The sequence below is a fragment of the Streptomyces sp. NPDC091280 genome, from assembly GCF_044768565.1.
GTDB lineage: Bacteria > Actinomycetota > Actinomycetes > Streptomycetales > Streptomycetaceae > Streptomyces.
On sequence record NZ_JBIVUZ010000008.1, the window covers coordinates 288729 to 315144 of the forward strand.

Consider the following 26416-nt stretch of genomic DNA (forward strand, 5'->3'; position numbering starts at 1 on the left):
CGTCCGCTACGCGAAACCCCCGTTGCTCAACAGGAGTTGGCCGTTGATCCACTGACCCTGCGGCGAGCAGAGGAAGTCGACGAGATGGGCGGTGTCCCGCGGAGTGCCGAGCCGGTCGAGCGGGGTCCGCCGCAGCGCCTCCGCCCGCCCCTCCTCGGTCATCCAACCGGTGTCCACCGGACCCGGGTTGACGGCATTGGCGGTGATCCCGAGATGGGCGAACTCATGGGCGGCGGCCAGCGTGATGCGGTCCAGGGCGCCCTTGCTCGCGCCGTAGGGGAGGTTGTGCACGGTGTGGTCGCTGGTGAGCGCGATGATCCGGCCGGTGCCCGAGGCGGCGGTGAACCGGCGGCCGTACTCGCGGATCAGCAGCCAGGTGGCCCGCGCGTTGACCGCGAAATGCCGGTCGAAACTCTCGACGGTGGTGTCCAGCAGACCCGAGTCGACCGACTCGCAGTGGCACATCACCAGGGCGGTGACACCGCCCGGTCCGCCGCCGACCTGGTCGAAGACACGGGCCGGGGCGTCCGGATCGGACAGGTCCGCCTCGACGGCCGTGGCCGTGGCGCCGTGTTCCCCGAGCGCGTCGGCGATGACCGCAGCCGCGCCGGACTCGACACCCCACGGCATGCGCTCGTCGTAGGGAGTCCAGTAGGTGAAGGCGATGTCCCAGCCCGAGGCCGCCAGCCGGTGTGCGATGCCCGCGCCGATGCCGACGGTGCGCCCCACTCCGGTGATGAGCGCGAGCGGACGGGGGGAGGGGTGATCGGTGCTGGGCGTCATGGTCAGGGATCGTTCACGACGGCCCCGGGATCGGCAACTGGCTTTCCCCGGGCGGCGGTTGAGAGGCGGCGGACCGGTCGGTGACGACGGCTGCCAGGTCCGCGCCCGCCCGGAGGAGCCCCACGGTCCGTACGGCGATCCCGTCGAGGCGTTCCCGCAGGACGCGCCGGGCCTCACCCCCGCCGTCGAGCCCGTGCAGGGAACCCATGATCTCCCGCACGGCCGGGACACCGTGACCGGCGCCGCGCAGGGCCGTGACGATACGGGCCGCCCTGACGGCCGGGACGCCGTAGCGACGCGCCCGCTGGGAGGTCACGCGGTCCGGGGTGACGAGCCCCTCCTGCTCCCAGAACCGCAGAGTCGACGCGCGCACCCCGAGGGCTCTGGAGAGTTCGGTGATCGTCATGGCGTCACCGTCCCGCTCCGGAACCGGCACGTCCGCCTCGTCCTGGATCGCGCGCAGCGCCTCCTGGGCACGGAGGGTCTCCGCGCGTTCTCTCGCGAGCCCGACATGGACCTCGCCGATCGCGGAAGCCGCCTCCGAGAGCGTCCTCGTCCGCAACTCCGCGAGCAGCCGCCGGGCGATCACCGGGCCCACAGCCCCCGCGAGCCCCCGATAGGCGCGCAACGCCCGCACATGCGAGGGCGTGTAGGAGCGGTAGCCGTTCTCCGACCGGGCGGCCGGCGGGATCACTCCCAACCGCTCCAGATCACGCACCTGTTGCGGCGAATACCCCGACGCGCGCGCCACATCGACGGTCCTGAGCGTCCCCCGCCGCCCGCCGCCGCCTCGCCCCTCACTCACCCCAACCCCACACAAGCACTTGAAGCCGATGCTTGAACCATGACCATGGAACAGATCATCGCAGCCGTCCGCGCCCTCCCCGGCGCGTTCGTCCTCGCACCGGAGCCGGGCGGCGACTTCCCCGAACTCGCCTGGGGGGACGCCTTCTTCTACTACGCCCCGGACGCCCGACCGCCCCGGCACACCCAGCCGTACGCCACCGTCGTCACCAAGAACCTCCCCGGTGACACCACCTCCGACCTCGACCCTCCGGACCGCTGGCGCGTGAACATCCACGCCGGCCGAACCACGACCGGCGAACTCACGGGGACGGAGCCGCATGACCACTCGGCCACCGACACCCTGCTGCCGCACCCGGTGTACGGAGCGCTTGGCTGGATCTGCGTGATCAGCCCCGGCCCCAGAACGACGGACACGGTCCTACGGCTGCTGCGCCGCGCCCATGACGACGCGCGGGCCCGGTTCGGGCGTCGGCACGGCGACGGCGACGGCGGCGACGGCGACGGCGACGGCGACGGCGAGGGCCACGGCATGGGCGGGAGCTGAGCGGACGGCCGGGTGGCGTTCGGTAAAGTGAACGGCACGTTTTCTGTAATGCCATAATGTTCGGTATAGTGAACGCATGGTTCATTCGATCGAAGCTTCTCGGGTGGGTGCGCAGAGCAGTGCCTACCTCGACGACACGTACTTGGAGCAGGTCGACACGACGGTCGTCGCGGTCGGCGAGCACGACGGGACACCCTGGGCCGCCGTGGCGGAGTGCCTGTTCCATCCGCAGGGCGGGGGACAGCCCGCCGACCGGGGGTGGCTGGCGGACGCGGAGATCGTCCCGGTCCGGGACCGGGATTCGGGACTGGTCGTGGCGGTGGGCGACGGACTCCCGGCCCTCGCCGTGGGGGAGCGGGTGCGGGCCCGGATCGACCTTGAGACCCGGATGCTGCACGCCGCGCTGCACACGGCCGGACACCTCGTCGAGGCGGTCGGGCGGGCGCAGGGCTGGGAGATGGCCGGCAGCATCCACTTCCCGGGGCAGGCGCGGATCGAGTTCCGGGCGCCGCACGCGGACGCGCGGCTCGCCGATCCGGACGGGCGGGAGGAGGTGACCGCCGTGCTCCGCGCCGGGGTGGCGGCCGCCGTCGCCGACGACCTGCCGGTGTCCGCGCGGTATCTGCCGGACGGGCGGCGCGTGGTGCGGCTCGGCGCGCTGCACTCCGCGCCGTGCGGGGGCACCCATGTGCGTGCCCTCGGGGACCTCGCCGAGCTGGCGCTGCCGACGCTCAAGGTCAAGAAGGGCCGTATCCGCGTGTCCTACTCCGCGACCCACCGGAGCCCTCGATGACGCCCCCGCCGGCGGGCCGGCGGCCGGTGAGCAGTACCGCGGCGGCGGTCGGCGCGAAGATCCGGCTGCGGCGCCAGCAGCGCGGGATGAGTGCCGCCGAGATGGCCCGGCGGGCCGGTCTGAGCAAGGCCACGCTGTCGCAGCTGGAGGCCGGGAACGGCAATCCGACGATCGACACGCTGGACGCCATCGCGATCGCGCTGCGCATCCCGATCGCCGACCTGCTCGCGCGGGACGCCGACACCGGGCCGGTCTTCCGGCCCGCCACGGACATCGAACCGGGCGAGGTCTCAAGGGAGTTGCTGCGCCGCATCAGCAGCGGCAACAGCCTGGAGATCTGGCGGCTGCGCATTCCGCCGGAGACGGAACTGGCCGGTGTGCCGCACGCCACCGGGACGATCGAGCACCTGCTCGTCGCCACCGGGTACGTCACGGCCGGACCCGTCGACGCCCCGCAGGACCTGGGCCCCGGCGACATGCTCGCCTTCGCCGGAGACGCCCCGCACTTCTACCGCACCGGCGCGGACGAGGTCGACATCACCGTCGTCTTCGCCTCCCCCATCAGCACCTGAGACCCGAGGAACCCCGTTCATGAGCGCGACCACCGCCACCACGCCCTCCGGCCGGGCCTTCATCAGCGACAACATGGCCGGAGCCGCACCGGAGATAGCCCGCGCGGTCGCCGACGCGGCGGCCGGGCACGTGCTGCCGTACGGCAACGACCCCCGCACCGAACGGACCCGCCGCAGGTTCTCCGAGATCTTCGAGCGGGACGTCGACGTCTTCCCGGTGTCCACCGGGTCCGCCGCCAACGGACTGGGCCTGGCCGCCCTCACCCCGCCGTGGGGCAGTGTGCTCTCGCACCCGGAGAGCCACATCAACACCGACGAGTGCGGGGCGCCGGAGTTCTTCACGAACGGCGCCAAGCTGGTCGGGGTGGCGGGTCCCGACGGCAGGATCGACCCCGAGGCGCTGCGGGCGGCGGTGTGCCGTCGGGCCGGTGACGTGCACAGCGTGCAGCCGTCCGTGGTGAGCATCAGCCAGGCCACCGAGAGCGGCGGCGTCTACGGCCTGGACGAGATCCGGCGGCTCGCCGCCATCGCGAGGGACGCGGGGCTGCGCGTCCACATGGACGGCGCGCGCTTCGCCAACGCGCTGGTCCGGCTCGGCGCCACCCCGGCCGAGATGACGTGGAGGGCGGGCGTCGACATCCTGTCCTTCGGCGCCACCAAGAACGGTGCGATGACCGCCGACGCCGTGGTCTCCTTCGTCCCCGGGCTCGCCGCCGAACTCGCCTTCCGCGCCAAGCGCGCGGGCCAGCTCACCTCCAAGATGCGGTTCCAGACGGCCCAACTCGACGCGTACCTCACCGACGGACTGTGGCTGCGCAACGCCCGCCGCGCCAACGAGATGGCCGCCCGCCTCGGCGACGGCCTCAAGTCCATCGCCGGAGCGGGCCTGTTGGCCGCCCCGCAGGCCAACATCGTCTTCTGCCGCCTGCCTCAGCGGGTCACCGAAGGACTCCTCGCGGAGGGCTACGCCTTCTACCACGACCGCTGGGAACCGGGCATCGTCCGGTTCGTCACCGCCTTCTCGCACCGCGCCGACGACATCGACCAGCTTCTCGACGCGGTCCGCCGCCACACCGTCTGATCCCTGGCGGCGGACCTGGTGAACTCCGTGGTGTCCAGGGCGACTTGTCAGACGGTGACGAGTGGCTGGAGCGGCGGTGCGAGGGTCGGCGGCACGGCGTGCAGGGTCCGGGTCACCTCGGTGAGGTCGGCGATGAACATGCCCGCGAGTTCGGCGGTGAACCCGGTGCGTACCACCAGCCGCAGGACCGAGACGTCCTGGCAGGGGGCGGGGAAGCTGTAGGCGGGCAGATGCCAGCCGCGGGCGCGCATGCCGTGGGAGACGTCGAACACCGTGAAGCCCTGCGTGCCGGGGGCCAACCGGAAGGCGAACGCCGGGAGTTCGGAGCCGTCGGTGACCAACTCGTAGGGGGCGATGGTCCGGATGCGCGCGGCGAGGGCGCGGGCGGTGGTCCGGCTCTGGGTGGCCAGGTCCTTCAGCCCCTCGAAGCCGTAGCGGAGGAAGCTGTAGTACTGCGCGACGACATGCGCGCCCGGGCGGGAGAAGTTGAGCGTGAAGCTGGGGGAACTGCCGCCGAGGTAGTCGACCTCGAAGACCAGGTCGTCCGGGAGGGCTTCGGCGTCGCGCCACAACGCCCAGCCCAGACCGGGGAAGACGTGCCCGTACTTGTGTCCCGAGGTGTTGATGGAGGCGACCCGCTCCAGCTGGAAGTCCCACATCAGGTCCGGGTCGAGGAACGGGGCGACCATGGCGCCGGACGCGCCGTCGACGTGCACGGGGATGTCGGTGCCGGTGGCCGCCTGGTATCCGTCCAGGGCCATGCAGATGTCCGCGACGGGCTCGTAGGAACCGTCGAACGTGGAGCCCAGGATCGCCACGACGCCGATGGTGTTGTCGTCGCAGTACGCGGTGAGCGCGTCGGCGGTGAGGTGGTAGCGGCCCGGCTCCATCGGGACGTAACGCGGCTCCACCTCGAAGTAGTTGGCGAACTTCTTCCAGCACACCTGCACGTTCGCGCCCATGACCAGGTTCGGGCGGGCGGTGTCCTTGCCCTGGGCGCGGCGGCGTTCCTGCCAGCGGCGCTTGAGGGCGAGTCCGCCGAGCATGGCGGCCTCGCTGGAACCGGTGGTCGAGCAGCCGCGGACCTGCCCCGGGTGCGGTGCGTGCCACAGCCTGGCGAGCATCCGTACGCAGCGCTCCTCCATGGCGGTGATCTGCGGGTACTCGGCGCGGTCGGCGAGGTTCTTCTCGGCGGTCTCCGCCATCAACTCCCTTGCCTGCGGCTCCATCCACGTCGTCACGAAGGTGGCGAGATTGAGCCGTGCGTTGCCGTCGAGCATCAGCTCGTCGCGTACGCGGCGGCAGATCAGGTCGGGCGAGGACGAGGTCTCGGGCAGTTCGTCGAGCGGCAGCAGGAGGTCGGCGGCGGCCGGCTGGCCGGCGCGGAGGGAGAGGGTCCGGGTGTCGAACTCGGCTTCGGGCATGACGGCGGTATGCGGGATGGGCATGAGTGTGGGGATGCCTTTCTGGTCCGTGCGGCCCCGTGCATTCCGACGCTAGATCCCTTGACCGTGCGACGTATGTGCCGATTACACCGATTCAGTGATCGATTTGCGCACTGATGAACTGGATTTTCCCTTGTACATACTGGATGCCTCCTTATTCCTTGCCCCGGGCCCGATGCCGGCGCACCGCGTCGCGGTTGGCGCAGAGTTGGGAGCAGTAGCGCTGCCGTCCCGTGCGGGAGGTGTCGGCGAAGGCCGTGCCGCACTCGGCCACGGCGCAGCGTCGCAGGCGGTGCATTCCGCGGCCCGTCAGGTGCAGTGCCGTACCCACCGCGATCAGCGAGAACAGCACATCGCCGAGCGGCTTGCGGTCGTCGCGGTAGTGCAGGTGCCAGCCGCTGCCCGCGTGATCGGTCATGCGCGGATGGGCGGCGGCCTCCTCCAGCATCCGGTTGACCAGCTCCGCGCGTTCCTCCTCGCTCTCCGCGTCGACGACCCGCTCCCAGGACCGCAACGCGTACCGCGCGCGGTCGAGATCCTCGGCGGTCGTCGGCCGGTCCAGCACCAGGCCGGCGGTACGGCAGCGGTCCGCGAGTTCCTCGGCGTCGGCGGGAGGCCGGCCGACCAGATCGGCGGCCAGGTTCACGGCATCCGCGCCGTAAGGGTTGAGATGCACAAGACCATTACAGCAGTCTGATCCCCATGCGACAACGCGACGACACAGACCCGTCCCGGGTACGGCGGGCCGCGGAGTACGACCTCGTGGAACTCATACGGCTACGGGCGCTGCTCTTCGAGGACTTGGGCGGCGACTTCTTCAACCCCGCGTCGGCGGACGGCGGTTGGCTGGACGCCCTCGCCGTCGTGCTCAAGGAACAGCTGACGGCGGACACCGTGCGCGTCCTCGTCGTGGACGGTCCCGACGGCACCCTCGCCGCCTGCGGCATCGGCACCGTCGAACAGCGCCTGCCCGGCCCGCATCTGCGCAACGGCCGGATCGGTCAGGTCCTCGGCGTCGTCACCGACCCGTCCCACCGGCGGCTCGGCCACAGCCGCGCGATCATGCGGGGACTGCTCGACTGGTTCCGGGAGAGCGGTGTCTCCCGGGTCGATCTGCACGCCTCCGCCGACGGCGAGCCGCTGTACCGCGACCTCGGCTTCACCGAGCACCCTGACCCGTCCCTGTACTGGCGTCCTTGACGGGCGGCACTACGACGGCTCGTGCCCGGAGCGGCTCCGGATGCGGTCCACGAGCGAGTCGGCGGCCGGTACCGCGATCCAGCAGAGATAAGCCCAGTGGGTGAGGAACGAGACCGGGATCGACACCAGGAAGCCCGCCGCCACCATGCCGAGCCCGCGGATCGTGCGGGAGAACAGCTCGGGCGGAGTGCCGGTACGGGAGAGGCCGGCGCGGCGGACCTCGGCGACCATCAGGATGAACAGGAGGCAGGCCGCGAACTGCACGCCGGCGTAGAAGACGAACCGGGCCTGGAACGCGCCGTCGCCGCCGATGACATCGGTCGCGAACGGGGTGATCACCAGCATGAGCAGCCAGTACATGCTGAACGTCGTCAACCTGCCGCTCGTCGCCGTGACATGGCGGAACACCCGGTGGTGGGAGCGCCAGTGCGCGGCGATCACCACGAAGCTGATCATGAACGCCAGGTAGCTCTCCCGGTGGTCCGAAGCCGAGTGCCACAGCTCGGAGTTGGTCGAGCCCTCCGGGACCGGCAGCTCCAGGGCGAGCAGGGTGAGCGCGATGGCGACCACCGCGTCCCCGAAGAAGGTGAGCCGCTCCGCGGAGACCGCCCGGATCTCCATGTCCTCGTCCTGGGACGGCAGTTCGTGATCGGTCGAGACGTTCATGGCAGCAGAGGATGCCATACGCCGATGGCCTTCTCGCACGCGTGTCGACGCGTGCCGGGGCAGGGGAGTGGTACTGCTGGTCCTACCCGGACGGCTGGCGGTCGGCAGGGCGCCGAGCGGATCATCGGAGGGCGGGTCCCCCCCCCGTGACCGCGCGGTGCAGGACGTAGAACGGACGCCGTCATGACCCTGGCCTACCTCGCACAACCCGAGCAGCAGCAGCGCCTCGAATGGCTCGACGGTGGTGAGTTCGCCGTACTGCTGGACGCGGCGGCCACCGCCGGACAGCTGACCGTGGGACGGTTCACCGTCGCCAAGGGCGAGGCGCCGCCGTACCACAAGCACACCCGTGAGGACGAGGTCTTCCTGCTGATCAAGGGCAGCGCACTGCTCTGGTGCGACGACCAGGAGATGGAGCTGTCGGAGGGCGGTGTGGTCTTCCTGCCCCGCAACGTCCCGCACGGCTACCGGATCACCTCCGACACCGCGGATCTCCTCATGATCTGCACACCCGGCGGCATCGAGGGCATGTTCCGGCACGCGGGACGCGACCTGGCGACCCCGCGCCCCGAGGGCTTCGAGATCTCCCGGGACCTCATGGCGGAGGCCGCCGACAGGTACGGCCAGATCATCGTCGGCCCGCCGCGCTGAGCGGCGGCGTTCCCGCGGCCCGCTCCCCCCGCAGCCCGTCTCCCCACAACTCCCCTCCCACGGCTTTCACTTGAACCACGGAAGAGGCACCGCCATGTCCCGGCAACAGCGCCAGGCCCTCGACGAAATGCTGCGGCACGGTCCGCTCGACCTCGGCGGCGATGTCGCCGAACAGCGCGCCGTGTTCGGCGAGATGATGGCCTCGATCCCGCTGCCGCCCGACGTCTCGACCACCGTGGGCGAACTGGGCGGCGTACCGGTCGTCACCGTCGAGACCCCGGCGAGCGACCCGGCCACCGTGGTGCTGTACCTGCACGGCGGCGCCTACGCCATCGGCTCGGCGGCCGGCGCCGCCGGCCTGGCCGCCGAGATCGTCCGGCGCACCGACGCGCGCGCCGTGTGCGTCGACTACCGGCTGGCCCCCGAACACCCCTTCCCCGCCGCGGTCGACGACGCCCTCGCCGTCTACCGCGCCCTCCTCGACGACGGACTGCCCGGCTCCGCCATCGCCTTCGTCGGCGAGTCCGCGGGCGGCGGTCTCGTCGCCGCGACCCTGGTCGCAGCCAGGGACGCGGGGCTGCCCCAGCCCGCGTCGGCGGCGGTGTTCTCCCCGTGGGCCGACCTGACCGTGTCCGGCGCGAGCGCCGTGACCAAGGTCGCCGTCGACCCCTCGCTGACCCCGGAGGGCCTGCGCACACGCGCCCGCGACTACCTCCGCGACACGGACCCCACGACACCCCGCGCCAGCCCCGCCCTCGCCGACCTGACCGGCCTGCCGCCGCTGCTCATCCAGGTCGGCTCGCACGAGATCCTGCTGGACGACGCCGTACGACTGGCCGCGCGCGCCGCCGCGTGCGACGTACGGGTCGATCTCCAGGTCTGGCCCCAAGTGCCGCACGTCTTCCAGGCGTTCGCGGCGCTGCTCGACGAGGCCGGGGACGCGCTCGACGCCGCCGCCGCGTTCACCCGGGCCCACTGGACCGCCGCCACCGAGCCACCCGGGCAGGAGGCGGTGCGGGCGGCCGGGTAAAGGATCCGTAGTACGGAGGCCGAAGCTCCGTGTGCCGTACGGCGTGTCGACGACGATGGCGTGCATGGCCACGACGAACCACTTCGGCAGCTCTCTGCGGGGGTGGCGCGAGCGTGTGTCACCGGAAGACACCGGGCTGGAGCCGGCCGGGGACCGGCGCATCCCCGGACTGCGCCGGGAGGAACTGGCCCGGCTGGCCGGCCTGTCCGTCGACTACGTGGTCCGGCTGGAACAGGGCCGCGCCCGCAACCCCTCGGCCCAGGTCGTCACCGCGCTGGCCAGGGCACTGCGCCTCGAACCGTCCGAACGCGACCATCTGTTCCGCTGCGCCGGGCTCGCGCCGCCCGCGACCGGGGACGTGGTCAGGCACGTGCCCGCGAGGGTGCACCGGCTGGTGGGGCGGCTCGCCGACAGCCCCACGGCGGTGTTCGCCGCCGACTGGACCCTCATCGGCTGGAACGCCATGTGGTCCGCCGCGATCGGCGATCCCCGCACCTACGGCTGGGACGAGCACAACCTGGTGGCCGGGATGTTCCGGCCGGGCGGCGCGGGCGGCCGGGCGCCGATCGCGGGCTGGCCGGTGCGGTCCTGGGCGGGCGACGAGGCCGAGGAGGAGGATCTCGTCGCCGACCTGCGGGTCACGGCCACCGCCCATCCCCACGACGAGCGGCTCGTCACCCTCGTCGACCGCATGCTGCGCGACAGCCCCCGCTTCGCCCGCCTGTGGTCCAACGGCACGGCCCGCACCCACGTCGGCGACCGCAAGACGGTGGAGCACCCCCGGGTGGGGGACATCGATCTCGACCTCGACGTCGTGATGGCAGCCGGCACCGACCTCAGGATCGTCACTTATACGGCGGCGGCCGGGACGAGCGACGCGGAGAAGCTGGACGACCTGCGCGCGGCCCGCCCCCGGCCGGCCCCGGTCCGCTGAAAGCCGCGGTTCGCCCTCCGCTACGGTCGTGAGGTGGCCGTTCCGCGCCCGCCCACCGTGGTGAAAGGACCGTCGGAGAAGGCGAGTCGGGCGAAGCGCTCGCCGATGAGCCGGTGCGTGGCGGCGTCCGGGTGGAGGTCGTCGGGCAGGGGCAGCTCGGCGTGGTCGCTCGCGCCGTAGAGGGCCAGGCCGTCGAGGTGGAACAGGTTCGGGTCGGTCGCGGCACGCAGGCGGACGATGCGGGCCAACTCCTCGCGGATCACGGTCAGGGTCAGCTTCCCGGCGGCCGTCTGCGCGGGATCGCCGGTGGCCACGAACCGCAGCCGCCCCTCGCCCGGCGCGCCGAGATCCATGGCGCTGGGGCCGGGCGTGTCCTCGTGGATGGGGCAGTAGAGGGGCGAGACCACCAGCAGCGGGGTGGTGGGATGGCCCTCGCGGACCGTGTCGAGGAAACCGTGGACGGCCGGACCGAACGCGCGCAACCGCATCAGGTCGGCGTTGACGAGGTTGATACCGATCTTGACGCTGATCAGGTCGGCCGGGGTGTCGCGCAGGGCGCGGGCCGTGAACGGGTCCAGCAACGCGCCGCCGCCGAAACCCAGGTTGACCAGCTCCACACCACCGAGCGCGGCGGCGACGGCAGGCCAGGTCCCGGTCGGGGTGGCCGCGTTGGAGCCATGGCTGATCGAACTCCCGTGGTGCAGCCAGACCTTGCGGCCACTGGGCGGTGCGGTGCGGACGGGAGCGTTGGTGCGCAGGGCGACGAGCCGGGTGCTCTCGTCGTGCGGCAACCAGATCTCGACGTCCTGCTCCACCGCGCCTTCCCCATCCCCTTCCCCGTTCCCTTGCGCTTTCCTTTCCACATCCCCTGCTGCGTTCGTCAGGGTGGTGAAGCGCACGGTCTCGACCGGACCGGGACGCGTCTCGGCGGTCCCGGCGGCCATGTCCACGGTGACCGTGTCCCCGTCGGGCACGCTGCCTCGGCCCACGAGCCGTCCGCCGACGACGAGTTCGTACACCCCGTCCGGGCGCGGTGGCACTCCGGGATAGATCCGTTTCGTGGCCACGACGTCCAGCTCGACGGCGGTGGCCCGGGTGCGGAACACCAGCCGTACGCCGGACGGTTGTGATTCCGCCATCGCCAGCTGGCCGTCCGGTATCTGCCGGCGGGCGCGGGCGGGCAGCCGGTGGGGCAGCACACCGCGTTCGGTGTGCTCCAGGTCGAGGGCGCCGCGCAGGAGGTCGGCGGTGACCGGGGTGGTGATCCAGTCCTCGGCGGTGTTCAACTCTCTTACTCCTTCGGCTTGTTCGGTCAGGAGGCGGTGGTGGGCCAGGTGCGCAGCAGGGTGTCCAGCGCGTTGACGATCTCGGTCCAGCTCGCCTGCGAGTCGGGTGCGCTGTGCTCGAAACCGCCGGCGGACTCCAGGCCGACATAGCCGGTGAAGACGCTGCCCAGCAGGCGCACGGCGTGGGTCTCGTGCGGTTCGGCCAGGTCGTAGCCGCGCAGGATCGCCCGGGTCAGCTGCGCGTGCCGGACCCCCGCGCCGGCGGCGGCCGTCTCCGGGTCGAGCCGGTACCGGGCCGCGGTGAAGCGCCCCGGGTGCTCGCGGGCGTAGTCGCGGTAGGCGTTCGCGAAAGCGGCCAGGGCGTCCTTGCCGGCCCGTCCGGCCACCGCCGCGGAGACCTGGTCGGCCATTTCCTCCAGGGCGAGCAGGGCGATCCTGGTCTTGAGGTCGTGGGCGTTCCTGACATGCGAGTAGAGGCTCGCGGTCCTGACGCCGAAGCGCCGGGCGAGCTCGGCGGGGGTCGCGTGCTCGAAGCCGATCTCGTCGGCGAGGTCCGCGCCCGCCCGGACCAGGCGCTCCGTGGTCAGACCCACCCGTCCGGTCCCCGTCATGGTCGTCCTCCGCGTCGCTGTTCCCTCTCTGGCTTAAGTGATTATGTATTTGCCTAACTCGTTTAGGCAAATCGCCGTGTCCGTCATGAAGCCGCTGACCGAGCGGCCGCAGCCTGCGCTCGGTGTGCCTGACCGGCGCGCGTGACCAGTGGCGCTTCGCGGAAGTCCACCCCGTTCGGGACCGCCGACGTGCCGCCGGCCCGCTCGGCCCCGTTTGTTAGGCTCCCCAAGCCTCCCGCGGGGGAAGTCCGGTGAGAGTCCGGCGCTGACCCGCAACGGTGTGCGTGGCGACCCCGTGGTCGTCGCGTGAGCCCGATCGCCCGTGGGTGGTGCGACCCGTTGACTGCTCGCCGTGGACTGCGAGAGGGGACCCGAGCGGCCGGCACGGTCGTACGGGCTGTCTCCTTGAGCGAGGCTCACCAGGCGGCCCCAGGTGAAGGACCGCCGATCGTGCGCCGACCTCCGAGCTCCGGCCCGGGCCGAACACCCCAGCCGCTGCTGATACTTGGACTGCTGCTCCTGCTGTGCGTCTCCATCGGGTGCGGCGTGGGACTGGGCGCGGCCGGCATCGGACCGGCCGATGTGTGCCGCTTCGTGTGGGCCGGCGTCAGCGGCGGAACCGTGCGCGCGGACGACGCCGCCGCGTACACCATCGTCTGGGAGATCCGGCTGCCGAGGGTCGTCCTCGCCGCCGTCGTGGGGGCCGGGCTCTCGGCCGTCGGCGTGGCCGTACAGGCCATGGTCCGCAACGCGCTCGCCGATCCCTTCGTCCTCGGCATCTCCTCCGGCGCGGCCGTGGGCGCCAACGCGGTCATCCTGCTGGGCGCGTTCGCCGGTCTCGGCGTCTGGGCGCTGTCCGCGTCCGCGTTCGCCTCGGCGCTCGCCGCCATGGTCCTGGTGTACGCCGTGGCCCGCACGCCGCACGGCCTCACCCCGCTGCGGCTGATCCTGACCGGGACCGCGCTGGCCTACGGCTTCGAGGCCGTCACCACCGTGATGGTGTTCGGCGCGGCCCGTGGCGAGGCGGCCCGCTCGGCGATGATGTGGCTGCTCGGCAGCCTGGGCGGCGCGACGTGGGCACAGGTCCCGCTGGCCGCCGTCACCGTGGCGGCCGGCTGGGCCTGGCTGCTCCGGCGGGCGGAACCGCTGAACGCCCTCGCGATGGGGGACGAGACCGCCGCCGCGCTCGGTATCCAACCGGCCCGGCTGCGGCGGGAGTTGTTCCTCGTCACCGCGGCCGTGACCGGAACGGTGGTCGCGGTCAGCGGAGCGATCGGCTTCGTCGGCCTCATGGTCCCGCACCTCGTGCGGATGCTCGTCGGCGCCGACCACCGCAGGGTCCTCACGGTCGCGCCACTGGCCGGAGCGGTGCTGCTGGTGTGGGCCGACGTGCTGTCCCGGCTGCTGCTGGCGCCCGCCGAACTCCCGGTCGGCGTCATCACCGCCGTCGTGGGAGTGCCCGCCTTCCTGCTGCTGATGCGGCGCGGCGGCCATGCGTTCGGAGGGCGTTGATGCGACTCGACATCGAGGGCCTGTCGGTCGACGCGGGCGCGGCGCGGCTGGTCGACGACATCCGGCTGACCGTGGACACCGGGACCTTCGTCGGGCTCGTCGGCCCCAACGGCAGTGGAAAATCAACCCTGTTGAGGTGCGTCTACCGGACGCTGCGACCGGCCGGCGGCGCGGTCCGGCTCGACGGGGACGATGTGCACGCCATGGAACCACGGGCCGCCGCCCGGGTGTTGGCCGCGCTGCCGCAGGAGTCGTCGGCCGAGTTCGACTTCACCGTCGCCGAAGTGGTCGCCATGGGGCGGCTCCCGCACCGGGACCGTACCGCCGCCTCCGACCACGAGATCTGCGCCGGCGCCATGCGGCGCACGGGAGTCGCCCACCTCGCCGACCGCGGGTTCCTCGCCCTGTCCGGCGGCGAGAAGCAACGCGTCCTGATGGCCCGCGCGCTCGCCCAGCGGCCCCGCGTCCTCGTCCTCGACGAACCCACCAACCACCTCGACATCGCCCACCAGTTGGACGTGCTGTCCCTGGTCCGGCACAGCGGCCTGACCGTCCTCGCGGCGCTGCACGACCTCAACCTCGCCGCCGCCCACTGCGACCTGCTGTACGTGATCTCCGACGGCCGGATCGTCGCGTCCGGCGCACCGCACGACGTGCTGCAACCCGCCCTGCTCGCCGAGGTGTTCGGAGTCCGCGCCCACCCGGTACGGCACCCGGAGACCGGCGCCGTCCAGCTCCTGTTCGACCTGCTCCCACCCACTACCTGAGGACCTCCCATGCGCAAGCTGCTAGCCGCCGCCCTCTGCCTCGCCGCGACCGCCACCGGCTGCGGTGCGAGTGTCGAGACGGGCGCGGACGCCAAGTCCACCGCCGCGGTCACCCTCACCAACTGCGGCCGGAAGGTGACGTACAAGACCGTCCCGAAGCGTGTGGTCACCAACGACGTCGGCATCACCGAGCTGATGTTCGCCCTCGGACTGGAGAACCGGATGGCCGGGTTCGCCATGCCCGACGACAAGGGCGATCTGACCGACGTCCCCTGGAAGGACGGATACAAGAAGGTCAAGTGGCTGTCCAAGGACCAACTCACCAAGGAGAACGTCCTCGACGCCCGCGCCGACCTCGTCTTCGCCGGCTGGAACTACGGCTTCCGCGACGACAGCGGCTTCACCCCCGACGCCCTGAAGAAGCTCGGCATCCCCTCGTACGTCCTCACCGAGTCCTGCCGCAACGGCCGTACCGACACCTCGCGCGGCATCATGCCGCCCCTGGACGCCCTCTACGCCGACCTCACCAACCTCGGAAAGCTCTTCGGCGTCGAACAGCGCGCGGCCACCCTGATCGCCGACTTCAAGAAGCAGATAGCCACCGTCCACAGCGAGGCCCCCGCCAAGAGCCCCACGGTCTTCCTCTACGACAGCGGCCAGGACGCCCCGTTCACCTCCGGCCGCTACGCCGCCCCCGACCAGATCATCAGCGAGGCCGGCGGGGTCAACGTCATGCACGACATCGAGGACTCCTGGACCACGGTCGGTTGGGAGACCGTCGTGCGACGCGACCCCGACGTCATCGTGATCTGCAACTACGGCGATGTCAGCGCCGAACAGAAGAAGAAGTTCCTTCTCTCCTACGCCCCGCTCCGCGACGTCTCCGCCGTCAAGCACCGGCGCATCTTCGTCCTCGACTACGTCGACCTCGTGGAGAGCCCCCGCAACCCGTCGGCCATCGCCCGCCTCGGCGCGTATCTCCGCACGGTGGCCGCGGAGTAGCGGGCCGTGCGGAGAGGAGCGCCGATGGGTACGGGCGTCGGAGCGTGCCTTACGCGGAACCGTTCGGCAGCAGGAGTCGCCTGAGCCAGTCGGTGCGGGTCCGGCGGGCCGTGACCGAGATGTCCGCCTGCGGGTACAGGGCGTCGAAGCCGTGGAAACCCCCTGCCCAGACGTGGAGTTCGGCCTGACCGCCGGCCGCCCAGACGCGGGTGGCGTACTCGGTGTCCTCGTCGCGGAAGACTTCCGCGGAACCGACGTCGATGTAGGTGGTCGGCAGGCCCGAGAGGTCCTCGGCGCGGGCGGGGGAGACGTACGCGGACACCTCGTCGGCGGTGGGATCCCCGAGAACGGCCGTCCAGCCGAACTCGTTCATCTCGCCGGTCCAGACACCGGGCATGCCGGAGTACTGGCGGGCGGACGTGGTGGAGTTGCGGTGGTCGAGCATGGGGCAGATCAGCACCTGCGCGGCGACCGCCGGGGTGCCGAGGTCGCGTGCCATCAGGGTCAGGCCGGCCGCCAGGCCACCGCCGGCGCTGGCTCCGGCGACGACGATCCGGGCGGGGTCGATGCCGAGTTCCTCGGCGTGTTCGGCGGTCCAGAGCAGCCCTTGGTAGCAGTCGTCCACGAGCGTGGTGCCGGTGGCTTCCGGTGCGAGCCGGTGGTCCACGGAGACCACGACCGCGCCGAACGCGTCGAGCCATTCCAGAGGGATGTCGAGCTGCGAGAAGCGGTCGCCCATGACCATTCCACCGCCGTGGATCCAGTAGACGCACGGGGCTGCCGTGACGTCAGCGGTGTTCGCCGGGCTGAAGACCGACAGCCGAATACGGGCCCCGTCCTTGGCCGGCACGTCGACCTCCCGTCGGTCGACCTGCCGCTGGGCGAGCAGCGAGTCGACCGGCGGCGAGGGGAGTTGCCGCAGTTGCGCGAGGATCTCCGGCGTGAGCCGGGACATGAGGGGCATGGCGGTCAACAGCTCGCCGAGTTCGGGGTCCAGAGCGGGACGCGCGGTGGTCATGTCGTAGGCCTTTCGTGGTGTTGTGTGGTGTGGCGCGGTGGGGTGGGGTGCCGGGCGGACAGCGAGGAGGGGGAGCCGGGAGGACGGGGCCGGAGTTCAGAAGGCGGCCTTGCCGAGGACCGGGATGTGGTCGGTGTACCGGGGCTCCTCGGCCAGCAGCCCGGCGATCCGCGCCACGATGGCTTGGGCGGCCTCGCCCGCGAAGATCCGGTGGTGGTCCGCCTCGCTGGTCCAGCCCTCGGTGACGTGGATGAGGTCGGGGTCGGACGCGGAACGGGAGACGAGGTAGACGACGCAGTGTTCGCTCGCGCCGGGACTGCCCTCGTCCAGGCCGGTCAGCAGCAGGTCGACCAGCTGGTCGCCCACCCCGGGCCTGGCGGTCAGGGTGGCGGTGAAACCGTAGTGGGCAAGCATGTCTCTCTCCTTTGTGATGTTCGAGTGCGGTGCTGGAGTGCGGTGATTCCATTGAAGGCCCCTGACCTGCTGAAACGTTAGAACGATGCTCGCGGGAACTTGCACGATCCTCGCGACCTCGGGAGCGGAACGGCGACGAAGTGCTGCAATGGGCGCATGTCCTTGGAAGAGTTCCGAACCCTGCTGGACCGGCATGCCCGGCCCGACTGGACCACCGCCGTCGACGGCGTCCTGATCTCGAAGGTCGACCGGCCGGATCCGCCCGCGCCCTCCATGTCCGGCACGGTGCTCGCCGTCATCGCCCAGGGCGCCAAACGCCTCGCGCTGGGCGACCGGGTCTTCGAGTACGGCCCCGGCCAGTACCTGGTCGCGTCGGTCGACCTGCCCGTCACCGGTCAGTTCACCCGGGCCGACCCCGAAGAGCCGGCCCTCGGTTTCGGCCTCACGCTGGAACCGTCCGCCGTCGCCGAACTCCTGCTGCGGGCCGGTCCCGGAGACCTCCCCCGCACCGGCGCGGGCGCACCGTCGGGGATCGCCGTCAGCGACGCCCCGCTCGCCCTGCTCGACGCGGTGGTCCGGCTGTTGCGGCTGCTCGACGAGCCCCGAGACCGGGCTGTGCTGGCCCCGCTGGTCAAGCGGGAGATCCTGTGGCGGGTGATCACCGGCGAACAGGGGGCGACGGTTCGTCAACTCGGCCTGGCCGACAGTGGCTTGAGCCATGTCTCCCGGGCCGTGCGCTGGATCCGCGAGCACTACGCCCAGCCCTTCCGGGTCGAGGACGTGGCACGGCTGTCCGGCATGAGCGTCTCCGCCTTCTACCGCAACTTCCAGGCGGTGACGGCGATGAGCCCCATCCAGTTCCAGAAGCAGATCCGCCTCCAGGAGGCCCGGCTGCTGCTGGCCACCCACCCCGGAGACGTGACGGGGGTCGGGCAACGCGTCGGCTACGACAACCCGTCGCAGTTCAGCCGCGAGTACCGCCGCCAGTTCGGTGCACCCCCGAGCCGGGACGCGGCCGGCCTCCGGAACGTGGCGCGCACGCCCGCAGCCGTCCTGCCTTGAACGGAATGGCACGGAACGGAACGGGGTGAGACCGGGCAGGTCGAGGCGTGGAAGAGGATCGTGCAAGTACGGAAGAGAATAGTTCTACTATTCCGCCAGGTCAGAGCGATTTACTGGATTCAGAAGTTCTTCCGCCGAGTAGGAAAATGCCTGCTCGTCGCGGAACCCAGCAGATCGTGAGGATCGCAGCATGAAGACAGTTCTGATCACCGGTGCCTCGTCCGGATACGGCCGCGCGACCGCCCTCCACTTCCATGAGCAGGGGTGGAACGTCATCGCCACGATGCGCACACCGCGTCCGGGCGTCCTGCCCGACTCGGACCGGCTGCGCGTCGTCGAGCTCGACGTGACCGACCCCGCGAGCATCGCCGCCGCGTTCGAGGCGGCGGGACCCGTCGACGTCCTCGTCAACAACGCGGGCGTCCCGTCGATCGGCGTGTTCGAGGGCACCCCCATGTCCCGGGTGCGGGAGGTCTTCGAGACCAACACGTTCGGCGTGATGGCGACGACGCAGGCCGTGCTCCCGCAGTTCCGCGAGCGGGGCTCCGGCGTGGTGGTCAACGTGACCTCCAGCGTGGTGCTCGGGCACATGCCCCTCTCGGCCGTCTACAAGGCCAGCAAGATGGCCGTCGAGGGGTTCACCGCGTCCCTCTCGCTCGAACTCGCGCCCTTCGGCGTGCGGGCGAAGACGGTCGAACCGGGCGCCTGCCTGACGACCAACTTCGCCGCCACCGCGACGTCCGGCGGCTCGGTGGAGGACCTGGTCCCGGCGCCGTACGCGCCATGGGCGAAGACGACCATGGACGCCTTCACGAGCCAGGACCTGTTCACCAAGGAGAGCGACGTCGCCGAGACGGTGTGGCGCGCCGCGCACGACACGACCGGCCAACTCCGCTTCCCGGCGGGCCCCGACGCGGTCTGGCTCGCCCAGGCGAAGTGACGCCCCCGAGGAGTCCCCGCGGAACCGGCGCCGGTCAGCGGGCCGGGAAGGCGCTCAGCGCGAGATCCCACTCCTCGGCCGCTTCGAGCAGCGCGGCCGGGTCGACCCGGACCTCCACGGAGTACTGGTAGATGTCCGCCCTGTCGTCACCCCGCTGCCAAGGCGGTGCCCCTTCCAGGGACAGGTGCACGCGGACCGACGCCCCGGCCGCGTCCCGTTCGGCGAGGCTGAACGCCAGCACCGGTTCGGTGAACCAGGTGTCCGGGGAGAGGTAACCGGTGGCGTCGGGGAGGGGCGGGCCCACCTCTCCCGTGGCCGCCCCGCGCAGCCAGGCGGTGATCCGGTGGGCCTCGTGGACCAGTAGGCAGGGGTCGGCGAAGGACCAACTCCCCTCGGCCGTGGTCACCTTGACGCCGACGACCAGCCAGTTGTCGTCGTAGCGGTTCCCCCTTGCCGTGGCGAACTGATAGCGCAGGGGGACGAGTTCGACGCCGGTCGCCCGGTCACTGAGCCGCACGGCCACAGGATGTCATGCGGCCCCGCGGTGGCGTGACTAGGTTTCCGTCGGCCGGACTTGGTCGTAGCGGCCCAGGAAGCGGAACGCGCCGTTCGTCACCTGGTAGAGGAAGGAGGTGTTCGTGGGGTCCATCGTGTGGGTGGTGCCCTGGACGAAACGGATCGGCTTGGCCACGCCGTCGTACGAGACGTGGAAGAGGCGCTCGGCGACCTGCGCGGGTTCGATCGTGGTCGTCGTCCCGAGCGCGTCGAGGGCCCGGGCGATCAGGCCGACGGCGTCGTACGCCTCGGCGGACCAGCGGCCGGGCGCCGCGCCGTAGCGTGCGCGGTAGGCGGCGGTGAACGCCTTGGCGGCCTTGGTGCCCGCCGACTGCGCCTCGGTGTACGGCGCTTCGACGACCCAGCCCTCGGCCGCCTGTCCGGCGGTGTCGAGGAACCCGCCGCGCATCACCGGTTCGAAGCCGGCCACCGCTCCCTCGAACCGGGCCGCGGTCAGCGCCTTGGCGCAGGCCGCGGCCCGGTCCGGTGCCGTGCCCGCGTAGACGACCGCCTGCGGCCGGGTGGCCAGGGCGCGGGCGACGACCGGGCCGAAGTCGCTTGTCCCAGCGGCCACTTGATGTGTGGTGGCCGTCCCGTCGCTGGGCGGTGTCTCCACCAGGTTCCGGTTGATCTCCGCGGCCGTCTCGCCCGCCGCGCGGTCCAGGACGACCGCCGTACGATGGGTGGGGCGGACCATGGTCAGGTAGGAGACGATCGGCAGGGTCTCGGAGCTGTCCGGGGCCCGGATCACGCACAGGGTGCGCAGGCTCGTGGTGGAGAGGCCGGCGGACCCGTCGTCCACCGACACCAGCACCACCGGCATGGACGCGGCGGCGTACAACGGCGCGGCGGCGCGGGCACCGGCCGCGGTACTGGGGCCGATGACGGCGCTCACGGACCGCGCGGCCAGCACGCGCCGGGCCGTCTCGCGCGCCCGCTCGGCGTCACCTCCGTCGTCGTAGGAGGACAGTGCGAGACGGTAGGAGACGTCCGCGCGGGCGTTGTGGGCGGTGACGGCGAGGAGGGCTCCGCGCTGCTGCGCCCGGCCCACGGCTTTCTGAGAGCCCGTCAGATCGGCGTGCAGCGCCAGGGTGTGCGTGGGGAGGTCGTGGCGCGCACCGGTCGTCGGCTGGCCCCGGGTGAGCAGGACGGCCGCGCCGGTGCCGGACGCGGCCAGTACGGCGGCTGCCGAACCTCCGACCGTCAGGATGCGGCGGCGTGAAATCCCGTGCGCTGCAAGCGTGTTGGGTGAGTCGGTGGTGGGGGCGATGGGGCCCGCCGTGCGCGGTGGCGGGTCGAGGGCGCGTGCCGAGCGTTCGGCGATCAGCCGTAGGACCGCGGGCGGCAGCCAGTCGGGCGCCGGGGCCGGGTCCTCGTCCGGGTGGCCGTCGCCCGTCAGCGTGGCGTGGACCTCGGTCGCCGTGGGGCGGAGCGCGGGGTCCTTCGCCAGGCAGCCGTCGATCACCGACCGCAGCGGCGGCGGGAGTTGGGCGAGGCCGGTGCGGTCGGGAGGCTCGTGGACGGTGCGGTACAGCACCACGGGCGCGTCCCCCGTGCCGAACGGCCGCCGTCCGGTCGCCGCGTACGCCAGCACGCAGCCGAGGGAGAACAGATCGCTGGCCGGACCGACCTCGCCACCGCGCGTGCGGGCCTGTTCGGGGGAGAGGTAGCCGGGGGTGCCGACGATCGCGTCGGGCGCGGTGAGCGCGGTCGTGCCGGCGCCCTTGGCGATGCCGAAGTCGATGAGCCGGGGACCGTCGGGGACGAGGAGGATGTTGCCGGGTTTCACGTCCCGGTGGACCAGGTCGACGGCGTGCAACTCGCTCAGCGCGCGGGCCAGTCGGGCACCGAGCGCGGTGACCGATCGCGGGGGCAGCGGCCCGAGTCCGTCCACCGCCTCGGCGAGCGAGGGGCCGGGGACGAACGCGCTGGCCAGCCATGGTTCCCGCGCCTCGGTGTCGGCGGCCGTCACCGCGACCACCCACCGTCCGGCGAGCCCGGTGGCCAGCCGCACCTCCCGCCGGAAGCGGGCGCGGAAGGCGGGGTCGGCCGCGTACTCGGCCCGGATCACCTTCAGCGCCACCGGCGTACCGTCGGCGGACCGGGCCAGATACACCACGCCCATCCCGCCCGCGCCGAGCCGCGCGAGCAGCCGGTGCCCGCCCAGCTCTTGTGGGTCCTCGGCCCGCAACGCCCGCATCCGGTGGCTCCCGTCGCTGCTCGGTGACGGCTTCTTCGCCGCTCAGGAGGACAGCCCCACCGGCCCGGTGTAGGCGAAACGGCCGTCCTTGACCTGGTAGTGCTGAACCTGCCGGGTGACGAGCTGGTGGTCGGCGTCGAAGGTGTAGGTGGTGACCAGTCCCTTGAACCTGGACTTGCCCAGCGCGGCGGTGACTTGGGCCCGGGAGGGGCGGCGCGGCGCGCTGCCGCCGGTTGCCGTGCCCGACCCGCTCCGGGCCAGCGCCGTGAGCCGGTCCGCCAGCAGGCGGGTGACGTCGTACGCCTCGGCGGCCCAGTCGCCCGGTGCGGCGCCGTAGCGCTTGCGGTAGGCGGTGGCGAACGGCCGTACGGCCGCTGCGGACGGGTCGATGTACGGCGCCAGGACCTGCCAGCCCTCGCCCGCCGGGCCCGCCGCCGAGACGAAGGCCGGGGTGGCCGACGAAGTGTCCAGGAAACGGGTGCCGTTGAAGCCCCGCGCCGACAGGGCGCGGGCGAGCGGGGCGGCACGCTCGGGGGTGCCGGTGTAGAAGAAGCCGTCCACGCCGTGCGCGAGCATGTCGGCGACGACGGTCGACACGTCGGGCGCGAGCGCGGGCACGACCCGGGCGTACAGGGCGATGCGCGCCGCCTGGGTCGCGCTGTGCACGACGTTGACGGACTCCATGCCGGTGATACCGCCCGCCCGGTCGACCAGCAGCCCCGGGCGGCGCGAGCCCTGCGCGGTGAGCGCGGTGACGGTCGCGAACGCGGAGTACGCGGTCAGCGGGGCGGCCCGGAAGTAGCTCTTCGGCTTGGCCAGCAGCGCCGACTGGACGGCGGAGACCGAGAGTTCGGACACGGTCACCAGGGGCAGCCCGGCACTCTCGTACACCTCCACCGCGCTCTGCGCCGAGGCGTAGCCGGTGGGCCCGAGCACGGCGAGCACATCGCTGTCGGCGGTCAGCCTGCGCGCCACCGCCTGCGCGCGGGTCGGGTCGCCCCGGTCGTCCAGCACCCGCAGAGTGAGCGTGAACGCCTTGTCCTCCCGGGAGTTGAACTGTTCCACGGCCAGCCGTGCGGCCCGCTCCTGGGCGCTCCCCGCCGCCTTCAGCGGGCCGCTCAGGTCGGCCTGCACGCCGATGGTCCAGGCCCGGCCGGTGGCCGAACCACCCTGTGCCGTACGGTCGTTGTCGCGCAGCGCGGCCCACAGGGCGGCTCCGCCACCGGCCGCGAGCAGGGCCGTGCCTCCGGCGGCGAGGGCAAGTACCCGACGTCGGCCGGGTCTTGGGGGAGCGGCCCCGGCGGGGACCTCGGTGGGTTCGATGCCGGGCAGCGCGAGCATGGCCGCCGACCGGTCGGCGACCATCCGCACCACCGGGTCCGGCAGCCAGCCGATGGAACCGGTCGGCGCGTCCTCCAGCAACTCGGCGTCGATCGCGCCGACTTCCGGCCGGTCGGCGGGTTCCTTGGCCAGGCAGCGCGCCAGCAGCGACCGCAGCTCGACGTCCTCGACGCCGTCCAGGTCCGGTGTGTCGTGCACGGTCCGGTACAGCAGCGCGTCCGCCGCACCCGTACCGAACGGCAGTCGCCCGGTCGCCGTGTACGCCAGCACACACCCCAGCGAGAACACATCGCTCGCCGGACCCACCGGCAGCGCCCGGGCCTGCTCCGGGGAGAGGAACCCGGGTGTGCCCACCACCATGCTGTCCGAGGTCAGTTCGGTCTCCTCGGCCGCCGTCGGCCGGGCGATGCCGAAGTCGATCAGCCGGGGCCCGTCCAGCGCGAGCAGCACATTGCCCGGCTTGACGTCCCGGTGCACCAGACCCGCCCGGTGCACGGCGTCCAGGGCGCGCGCCAGCACCTTGCCCAGCACCCGCACCACCCGCGCGGGCAGCGGCCCGCACTCCGCCACCGCCTCGGCCAGCGAGGGCCCCGGCACGAATGCGGTCGCCAGCCACGGCGCCGGACCCTCCGTGTCCGCGCCCAGCACCGGCACCACCCACGGGCTGTCGACCCCGCGCGCGGAGTCCGCCTCACGCCTGAACCGGGCCCGGAACTCGGCCTGTTGCGCGAACTCGGGCTGGATCACCTTCACCGCCGCGAGTTCCCCGGCCGTGCCGCGCGCCACGTAGACCACACCCATGCCGCCCGCGCCCAGCCGCCCCAGCAGCCGGTATCCGCCCAGGCGGGACGGGTCGGCGGGAAGCAGCCGCTCCATCACGACCCACCGCCCTTCGTGCCCGTCGCCGATCCGCCGGTGGAGCCGATCTCCTGCTGCACCCGCAGCAGCATCCTCGGAAGCACCTCCGCCACAAGGGAGTTGAGCTCGTCCTGGCTGCGGCCCTTCCCGCCGCACACGGACGTCCCGGCCACCACCGAACCCAGCACCGCCTGCTGCCACCAGTACGGATACGGGCCCCCGCGCGTGTCGCTGACGCACTGCCCGGTCTCCAGCAGCAGATCGTCCCCACTGGTGTTGCCGCCCTCGCCCCGCGCGAACGACAGCGACTGCAAGCCCGTCAGCCGTTCACCGGGCCGCTGGGTCTGCTCGGTGCAGTCGAGGTCCTCCTCCAGCATCCGGGCCTGCTCCCAGGACGCGTCGAGCGCGGTGCGGTGCACGGTGACCGTGGCCGACAGCCGCACGGCCCCCTTGCCGCCGCCCGCGGGCACCTCGAAGTGCCGGGTCAGGGTGGCCAGCGCGTCCCCGGGCAGCGGCTCCAGCCGCCACAGACAGTCGTCCCCCAGCACCGCCCACTGCCCGGGGTCGCTCTCGTACGGCGTGGCCCGCTCCACTCCGGTACCGAACAACTCCGGCCCGGAGATGACCCGTTCGACCAGTGCGCGAGCCCGCGCCGGTGTCTTCGGCTCGCGGGCCGGATCCACCTCGGGTGCCGCCGAAGCGGCTGACTGCGAGCCCGCGGACGCGGACGCGGAGGCGGTGGCGGTGGCGCTTCGGGTCCCGCCGGACGCCACCGCGGACGGCGACGCGGAACCGCCGTCACCCCCACCCGTGCACCCCAGCAGCAGGCACCCGCAGGCCGCCACCGCCCCACCGACCCGCAGTGCTCTGGCATACGCCACGACGTCGCCCCCTCCACGGCCTGCCGAACGGCCGGTCCCATGCCACTACCGATGCACCCGGCCACAGGACGGTTCCCACGGTCCGCTTCTGTTTCCGGCTTCGCACAGGATGCGTACAGACGAGTCGATCGTAGTGCTGCCGGCCTCTCAACTCACCCTGTACAAAGGGCAGTTCGGAGTCGAGGCGACGTCGTGTCCCGGCGCGGTCCTGAGTTGCTCGACCCTGTTCGTCCGGCGGCAGGGGGAGAGCCGGTCGGCCTCGCGCGCGCAAGGCGTTTCCGACGTGACCAAAGCCAACGCTCACCGGCGACTGACAGCGCGCACCTTGGGTACTCACCGGCTCATGCGAATGAGCGTGGTGGATGTGGGGTCGAACACGGTGCGGCTCGTGGTGGCGGATGTCGGGGACGGTGTGCCGTTGCCGGTGCACACCGCCAAGTGGAAGTTGCGGCTCTCCGAGCGCGTCGGGCCGGGCGGCGAGATCCCCGAGGAAGCCGTACGCCATCTCGTGAAGGCGGTGTCGGCCGCCGAGGAGACCGCCCGGCAGTGGGGCGCGGCAGGGCCACTGGCCTTCGCGACGGCGGTCGTCCGCGGCGCGCCCAACCGGCTCGACGTGCTGAGCGCGGTGCGTGCGCAGACCGGGATACGGCTGAGCACGCTGCCGGGGGAGCTGGAGGGCGAGCTCACGTTTCTCGGTGCCCGGCGCTGGATGGGCTGGCGGGCCGGGCCGCTGGCCCTGTTCGACATCGGGGGAGGCTCCTTCGAAGTGGCGTTCGGGCGTGGGCGGTTGCCGGACTTCGTGGCGTCCCTGCCGCTCGGCGCGGGCCGGCTGACCCGGGACTTCCTGCCGGATGAGGACCGGCCGCCCGAGCAGACCGTCAAGGCGATGCGGCGTGAGGTGCGGCACCAACTGCGGGACGTGGCGGCGCGGATCCGCTGGGAGGGGCCGCGCACCACGGTGGTGACCTCGCGCACCTTCCAGCAGCTGGCCCGGCTGTGCGGTGCCGCGCCCGGTCGCCAAGGTCCGTTCGTGGAGCGGAGGTTGGTGCGGTCGGAGCTGCGGGTGGGCCTCGACCGGCTGGCCGCCCTCGCGGCCTCCGAACGGGCCCTGCTCCCCGGTGTCTCGGCGCCGCGGGCCGCGCAGAGCCTGGCCGGAGCCGTGGTCGGGCACACGGTGATGAAGCTGACGGGCATCAAGACCGTCACCGTCTGCCCCTGGGGCATCCGCGAGGGAATCCTGCTGCGCTACATCGAGGACGGCGGGGCGTGGTGGACCGAGCTGACCCGCCGCAGCGCCGACGCGGAACCGGCGGGAGGGGCCGCGCTGCGGATCGCGCCGGGGCCGCGCCCGACGAGCGCGGAGGGCTGACGCGCCGGACTCCGCCCACCCGGCCGCCCCTTGGCGCCGAACCGCGCGAACCTCCGCCTCTCCTACGGTTCGGCGACGAAGGAGGCGGTTCGGC

General features: G+C 72.3%; 27 protein-coding genes and 1 riboswitch. Of the genes, 14 read left to right on the top strand and 13 right to left on the bottom strand.

Annotated features, from left to right (window positions below):
* Window positions 1–6: 6 nt before the first annotated feature.
* Window positions 7–783, bottom strand: a complete 777-nt coding sequence (locus tag ACIQPR_RS25090; protein ID WP_403652084.1) for an SDR family oxidoreductase — start codon at window positions 781–783, stop codon at window positions 7–9.
* A 13-nt stretch (window positions 784–796) separates the two neighbouring features.
* On the bottom strand, window positions 797–1588 hold the full coding sequence (locus ACIQPR_RS25095) for a MerR family transcriptional regulator (protein WP_403652087.1): 792 nt from the start codon (window positions 1586–1588) through the stop codon (window positions 797–799).
* A gap of 45 nt (window positions 1589–1633) precedes the next feature.
* On the opposite strand from ACIQPR_RS25095, the gene ACIQPR_RS25100 reads away from it, so the two are divergent.
* The 4 genes from ACIQPR_RS25100 (at window position 1634) to ACIQPR_RS25115 (ending at window position 4580) form a co-directional block, all read left to right on the top strand.
* Window positions 1634–2134 (top strand): DUF6194 family protein, encoded by a 501-nt coding sequence (locus ACIQPR_RS25100; RefSeq protein WP_403652685.1) that lies wholly within the window; start codon window positions 1634–1636, stop codon window positions 2132–2134.
* 76 nt (window positions 2135–2210) lie between these two features.
* A complete protein-coding gene (locus tag ACIQPR_RS25105; protein ID WP_403652090.1) occupies window positions 2211–2927 on the top strand; it encodes a metal-dependent hydrolase in 717 nt (238 codons plus the stop codon).
* Window positions 2924–3499 carry a helix-turn-helix domain-containing protein gene (locus ACIQPR_RS25110; protein WP_403652092.1) on the top strand — a complete coding sequence of 192 codons (576 nt, stop codon included), beginning with the start codon at window positions 2924–2926 and terminating at the stop codon, window positions 3497–3499. Before ACIQPR_RS25105 ends, ACIQPR_RS25110 begins: the two co-directional genes overlap by 4 nt.
* A 19-nt stretch (window positions 3500–3518) precedes the next feature.
* Window positions 3519–4580, top strand: a complete 1062-nt coding sequence (locus tag ACIQPR_RS25115; protein ID WP_403652095.1) for a threonine aldolase family protein — start codon at window positions 3519–3521, stop codon at window positions 4578–4580.
* 47 nt (window positions 4581–4627) lie between these two features.
* Here ACIQPR_RS25115 and ACIQPR_RS25120 read toward each other — a convergent pair whose 3' ends face one another.
* A complete protein-coding gene (locus ACIQPR_RS25120; protein ID WP_403652098.1) occupies window positions 4628–6028 on the bottom strand; it encodes a glutamate decarboxylase in 1401 nt (466 codons plus the stop codon).
* Window positions 6029–6179: 151 nt separating this feature from the next.
* On the bottom strand, window positions 6180–6701 hold the full coding sequence (locus ACIQPR_RS25125; RefSeq protein ID WP_403652101.1) for a CGNR zinc finger domain-containing protein: 522 nt from the start codon (window positions 6699–6701) through the stop codon (window positions 6180–6182).
* Window positions 6702–6727: 26 nt separating this feature from the next.
* Here ACIQPR_RS25125 and ACIQPR_RS25130 point away from each other — a divergent pair, with 26 nt between their 5' ends.
* On the top strand, window positions 6728–7225 hold the full coding sequence (locus tag ACIQPR_RS25130; protein WP_403652104.1) for a GNAT family N-acetyltransferase: 498 nt from the start codon (window positions 6728–6730) through the stop codon (window positions 7223–7225).
* A gap of 9 nt (window positions 7226–7234) precedes the next feature.
* Here the strand turns inward: ACIQPR_RS25130 and ACIQPR_RS25135 are convergent, their stop codons facing one another.
* Entirely contained in the window at window positions 7235–7891 is a 657-nt protein-coding gene (locus tag ACIQPR_RS25135; protein ID WP_403652107.1) for a TMEM175 family protein, read from the bottom strand.
* Window positions 7892–8074: 183 nt separating this feature from the next.
* On the opposite strand from ACIQPR_RS25135, the gene ACIQPR_RS25140 reads away from it, so the two are divergent.
* The 3 genes from ACIQPR_RS25140 (at window position 8075) to ACIQPR_RS25150 (ending at window position 10506) form a co-directional block, all read left to right on the top strand.
* Complete coding sequence (locus ACIQPR_RS25140; RefSeq protein ID WP_403652110.1) at window positions 8075–8542, top strand: cupin domain-containing protein; 468 nt, start codon at window positions 8075–8077, stop codon at window positions 8540–8542.
* 94 nt (window positions 8543–8636) lie between these two features.
* Window positions 8637–9572 (top strand): alpha/beta hydrolase, encoded by a 936-nt coding sequence (locus tag ACIQPR_RS25145; RefSeq protein WP_403652113.1) that lies wholly within the window; start codon window positions 8637–8639, stop codon window positions 9570–9572.
* A 64-nt stretch (window positions 9573–9636) separates the two neighbouring features.
* Window positions 9637–10506 carry a helix-turn-helix domain-containing protein gene (locus ACIQPR_RS25150; protein ID WP_403652116.1) on the top strand — a complete coding sequence of 290 codons (870 nt, stop codon included), beginning with the start codon at window positions 9637–9639 and terminating at the stop codon, window positions 10504–10506.
* A 20-nt stretch (window positions 10507–10526) separates the two neighbouring features.
* On the opposite strand, the gene ACIQPR_RS25155 is transcribed toward ACIQPR_RS25150, so the two are convergent.
* A complete protein-coding gene (locus tag ACIQPR_RS25155) occupies window positions 10527–11792 on the bottom strand; it encodes a GDSL-type esterase/lipase family protein (protein ID WP_403652119.1) in 1266 nt (421 codons plus the stop codon).
* A gap of 26 nt (window positions 11793–11818) precedes the next feature.
* Window positions 11819–12403 (bottom strand): TetR/AcrR family transcriptional regulator, encoded by a 585-nt coding sequence (locus ACIQPR_RS25160; RefSeq protein ID WP_403652122.1) that lies wholly within the window; start codon window positions 12401–12403, stop codon window positions 11819–11821.
* A 240-nt stretch (window positions 12404–12643) separates the two neighbouring features.
* Window positions 12644–12725, top strand: a riboswitch (cobalamin riboswitch).
* A gap of 128 nt (window positions 12726–12853) precedes the next feature.
* On the opposite strand from ACIQPR_RS25160, the gene ACIQPR_RS25165 reads away from it, so the two are divergent.
* From ACIQPR_RS25165 to ACIQPR_RS25175, 3 genes are read left to right on the top strand one after another with little or no spacing between them, the layout of a single operon-like run.
* The gene (locus ACIQPR_RS25165) at window positions 12854–13915 is read left to right on the top strand and encodes a FecCD family ABC transporter permease (RefSeq protein WP_403652125.1); all 1062 of its coding nucleotides are present in this window, start codon (window positions 12854–12856) and stop codon (window positions 13913–13915) included.
* Window positions 13915–14682 carry an ABC transporter ATP-binding protein gene (locus ACIQPR_RS25170; protein ID WP_403652128.1) on the top strand — a complete coding sequence of 256 codons (768 nt, stop codon included), beginning with the start codon at window positions 13915–13917 and terminating at the stop codon, window positions 14680–14682. Before ACIQPR_RS25165 ends, ACIQPR_RS25170 begins: the two co-directional genes overlap by 1 nt.
* A gap of 9 nt (window positions 14683–14691) precedes the next feature.
* Window positions 14692–15684 carry an ABC transporter substrate-binding protein gene (locus ACIQPR_RS25175; RefSeq protein ID WP_403652131.1) on the top strand — a complete coding sequence of 331 codons (993 nt, stop codon included), beginning with the start codon at window positions 14692–14694 and terminating at the stop codon, window positions 15682–15684.
* Between the two features lie 49 nt (window positions 15685–15733).
* Here ACIQPR_RS25175 and ACIQPR_RS25180 read toward each other — a convergent pair whose 3' ends face one another.
* Complete coding sequence (locus ACIQPR_RS25180) at window positions 15734–16702, bottom strand: alpha/beta hydrolase (RefSeq protein WP_403652133.1); 969 nt, start codon at window positions 16700–16702, stop codon at window positions 15734–15736.
* A gap of 96 nt (window positions 16703–16798) precedes the next feature.
* The gene (locus ACIQPR_RS25185) at window positions 16799–17116 is read right to left on the bottom strand and encodes a putative quinol monooxygenase (RefSeq protein ID WP_403652136.1); all 318 of its coding nucleotides are present in this window, start codon (window positions 17114–17116) and stop codon (window positions 16799–16801) included.
* A 156-nt stretch (window positions 17117–17272) separates the two neighbouring features.
* On the opposite strand from ACIQPR_RS25185, the gene ACIQPR_RS25190 reads away from it, so the two are divergent.
* Both ACIQPR_RS25190 and ACIQPR_RS25195 read left to right on the top strand, forming a co-directional pair.
* Window positions 17273–18178 carry an AraC family transcriptional regulator N-terminal domain-containing protein gene (locus ACIQPR_RS25190; protein WP_403652138.1) on the top strand — a complete coding sequence of 302 codons (906 nt, stop codon included), beginning with the start codon at window positions 17273–17275 and terminating at the stop codon, window positions 18176–18178.
* 190 nt (window positions 18179–18368) lie between these two features.
* A complete protein-coding gene (locus ACIQPR_RS25195) occupies window positions 18369–19118 on the top strand; it encodes an SDR family oxidoreductase (RefSeq protein ID WP_403652141.1) in 750 nt (249 codons plus the stop codon).
* A 34-nt stretch (window positions 19119–19152) separates the two neighbouring features.
* On the opposite strand, the gene ACIQPR_RS25200 is transcribed toward ACIQPR_RS25195, so the two are convergent.
* Genes ACIQPR_RS25200 through ACIQPR_RS25215 form a run of 4 tightly spaced genes read right to left on the bottom strand, consistent with a single transcriptional unit; the run spans window position 19153 to window position 24953 of the window.
* Window positions 19153–19635 (bottom strand): hypothetical protein, encoded by a 483-nt coding sequence (locus tag ACIQPR_RS25200; protein ID WP_403652144.1) that lies wholly within the window; start codon window positions 19633–19635, stop codon window positions 19153–19155.
* Between the two features lie 36 nt (window positions 19636–19671).
* Complete coding sequence (locus tag ACIQPR_RS25205) at window positions 19672–21873, bottom strand: bifunctional serine/threonine-protein kinase/ABC transporter substrate-binding protein (protein WP_403652146.1); 2202 nt, start codon at window positions 21871–21873, stop codon at window positions 19672–19674.
* A gap of 42 nt (window positions 21874–21915) precedes the next feature.
* A complete protein-coding gene (locus ACIQPR_RS25210) occupies window positions 21916–24090 on the bottom strand; it encodes a bifunctional serine/threonine-protein kinase/ABC transporter substrate-binding protein (RefSeq protein ID WP_403652149.1) in 2175 nt (724 codons plus the stop codon).
* The gene (locus ACIQPR_RS25215) at window positions 24090–24953 is read right to left on the bottom strand and encodes a hypothetical protein (RefSeq protein WP_403652151.1); all 864 of its coding nucleotides are present in this window, start codon (window positions 24951–24953) and stop codon (window positions 24090–24092) included. Before ACIQPR_RS25215 ends, ACIQPR_RS25210 begins: the two co-directional genes overlap by 1 nt.
* A 343-nt stretch (window positions 24954–25296) precedes the next feature.
* On the opposite strand from ACIQPR_RS25215, the gene ACIQPR_RS25220 reads away from it, so the two are divergent.
* Window positions 25297–26322, top strand: coding sequence for a Ppx/GppA family phosphatase (locus ACIQPR_RS25220; RefSeq protein ID WP_403652154.1), 1026 nt, complete (start codon window positions 25297–25299; stop codon window positions 26320–26322).
* The last annotated feature ends 94 nt before the right edge of the window (window positions 26323–26416 follow it).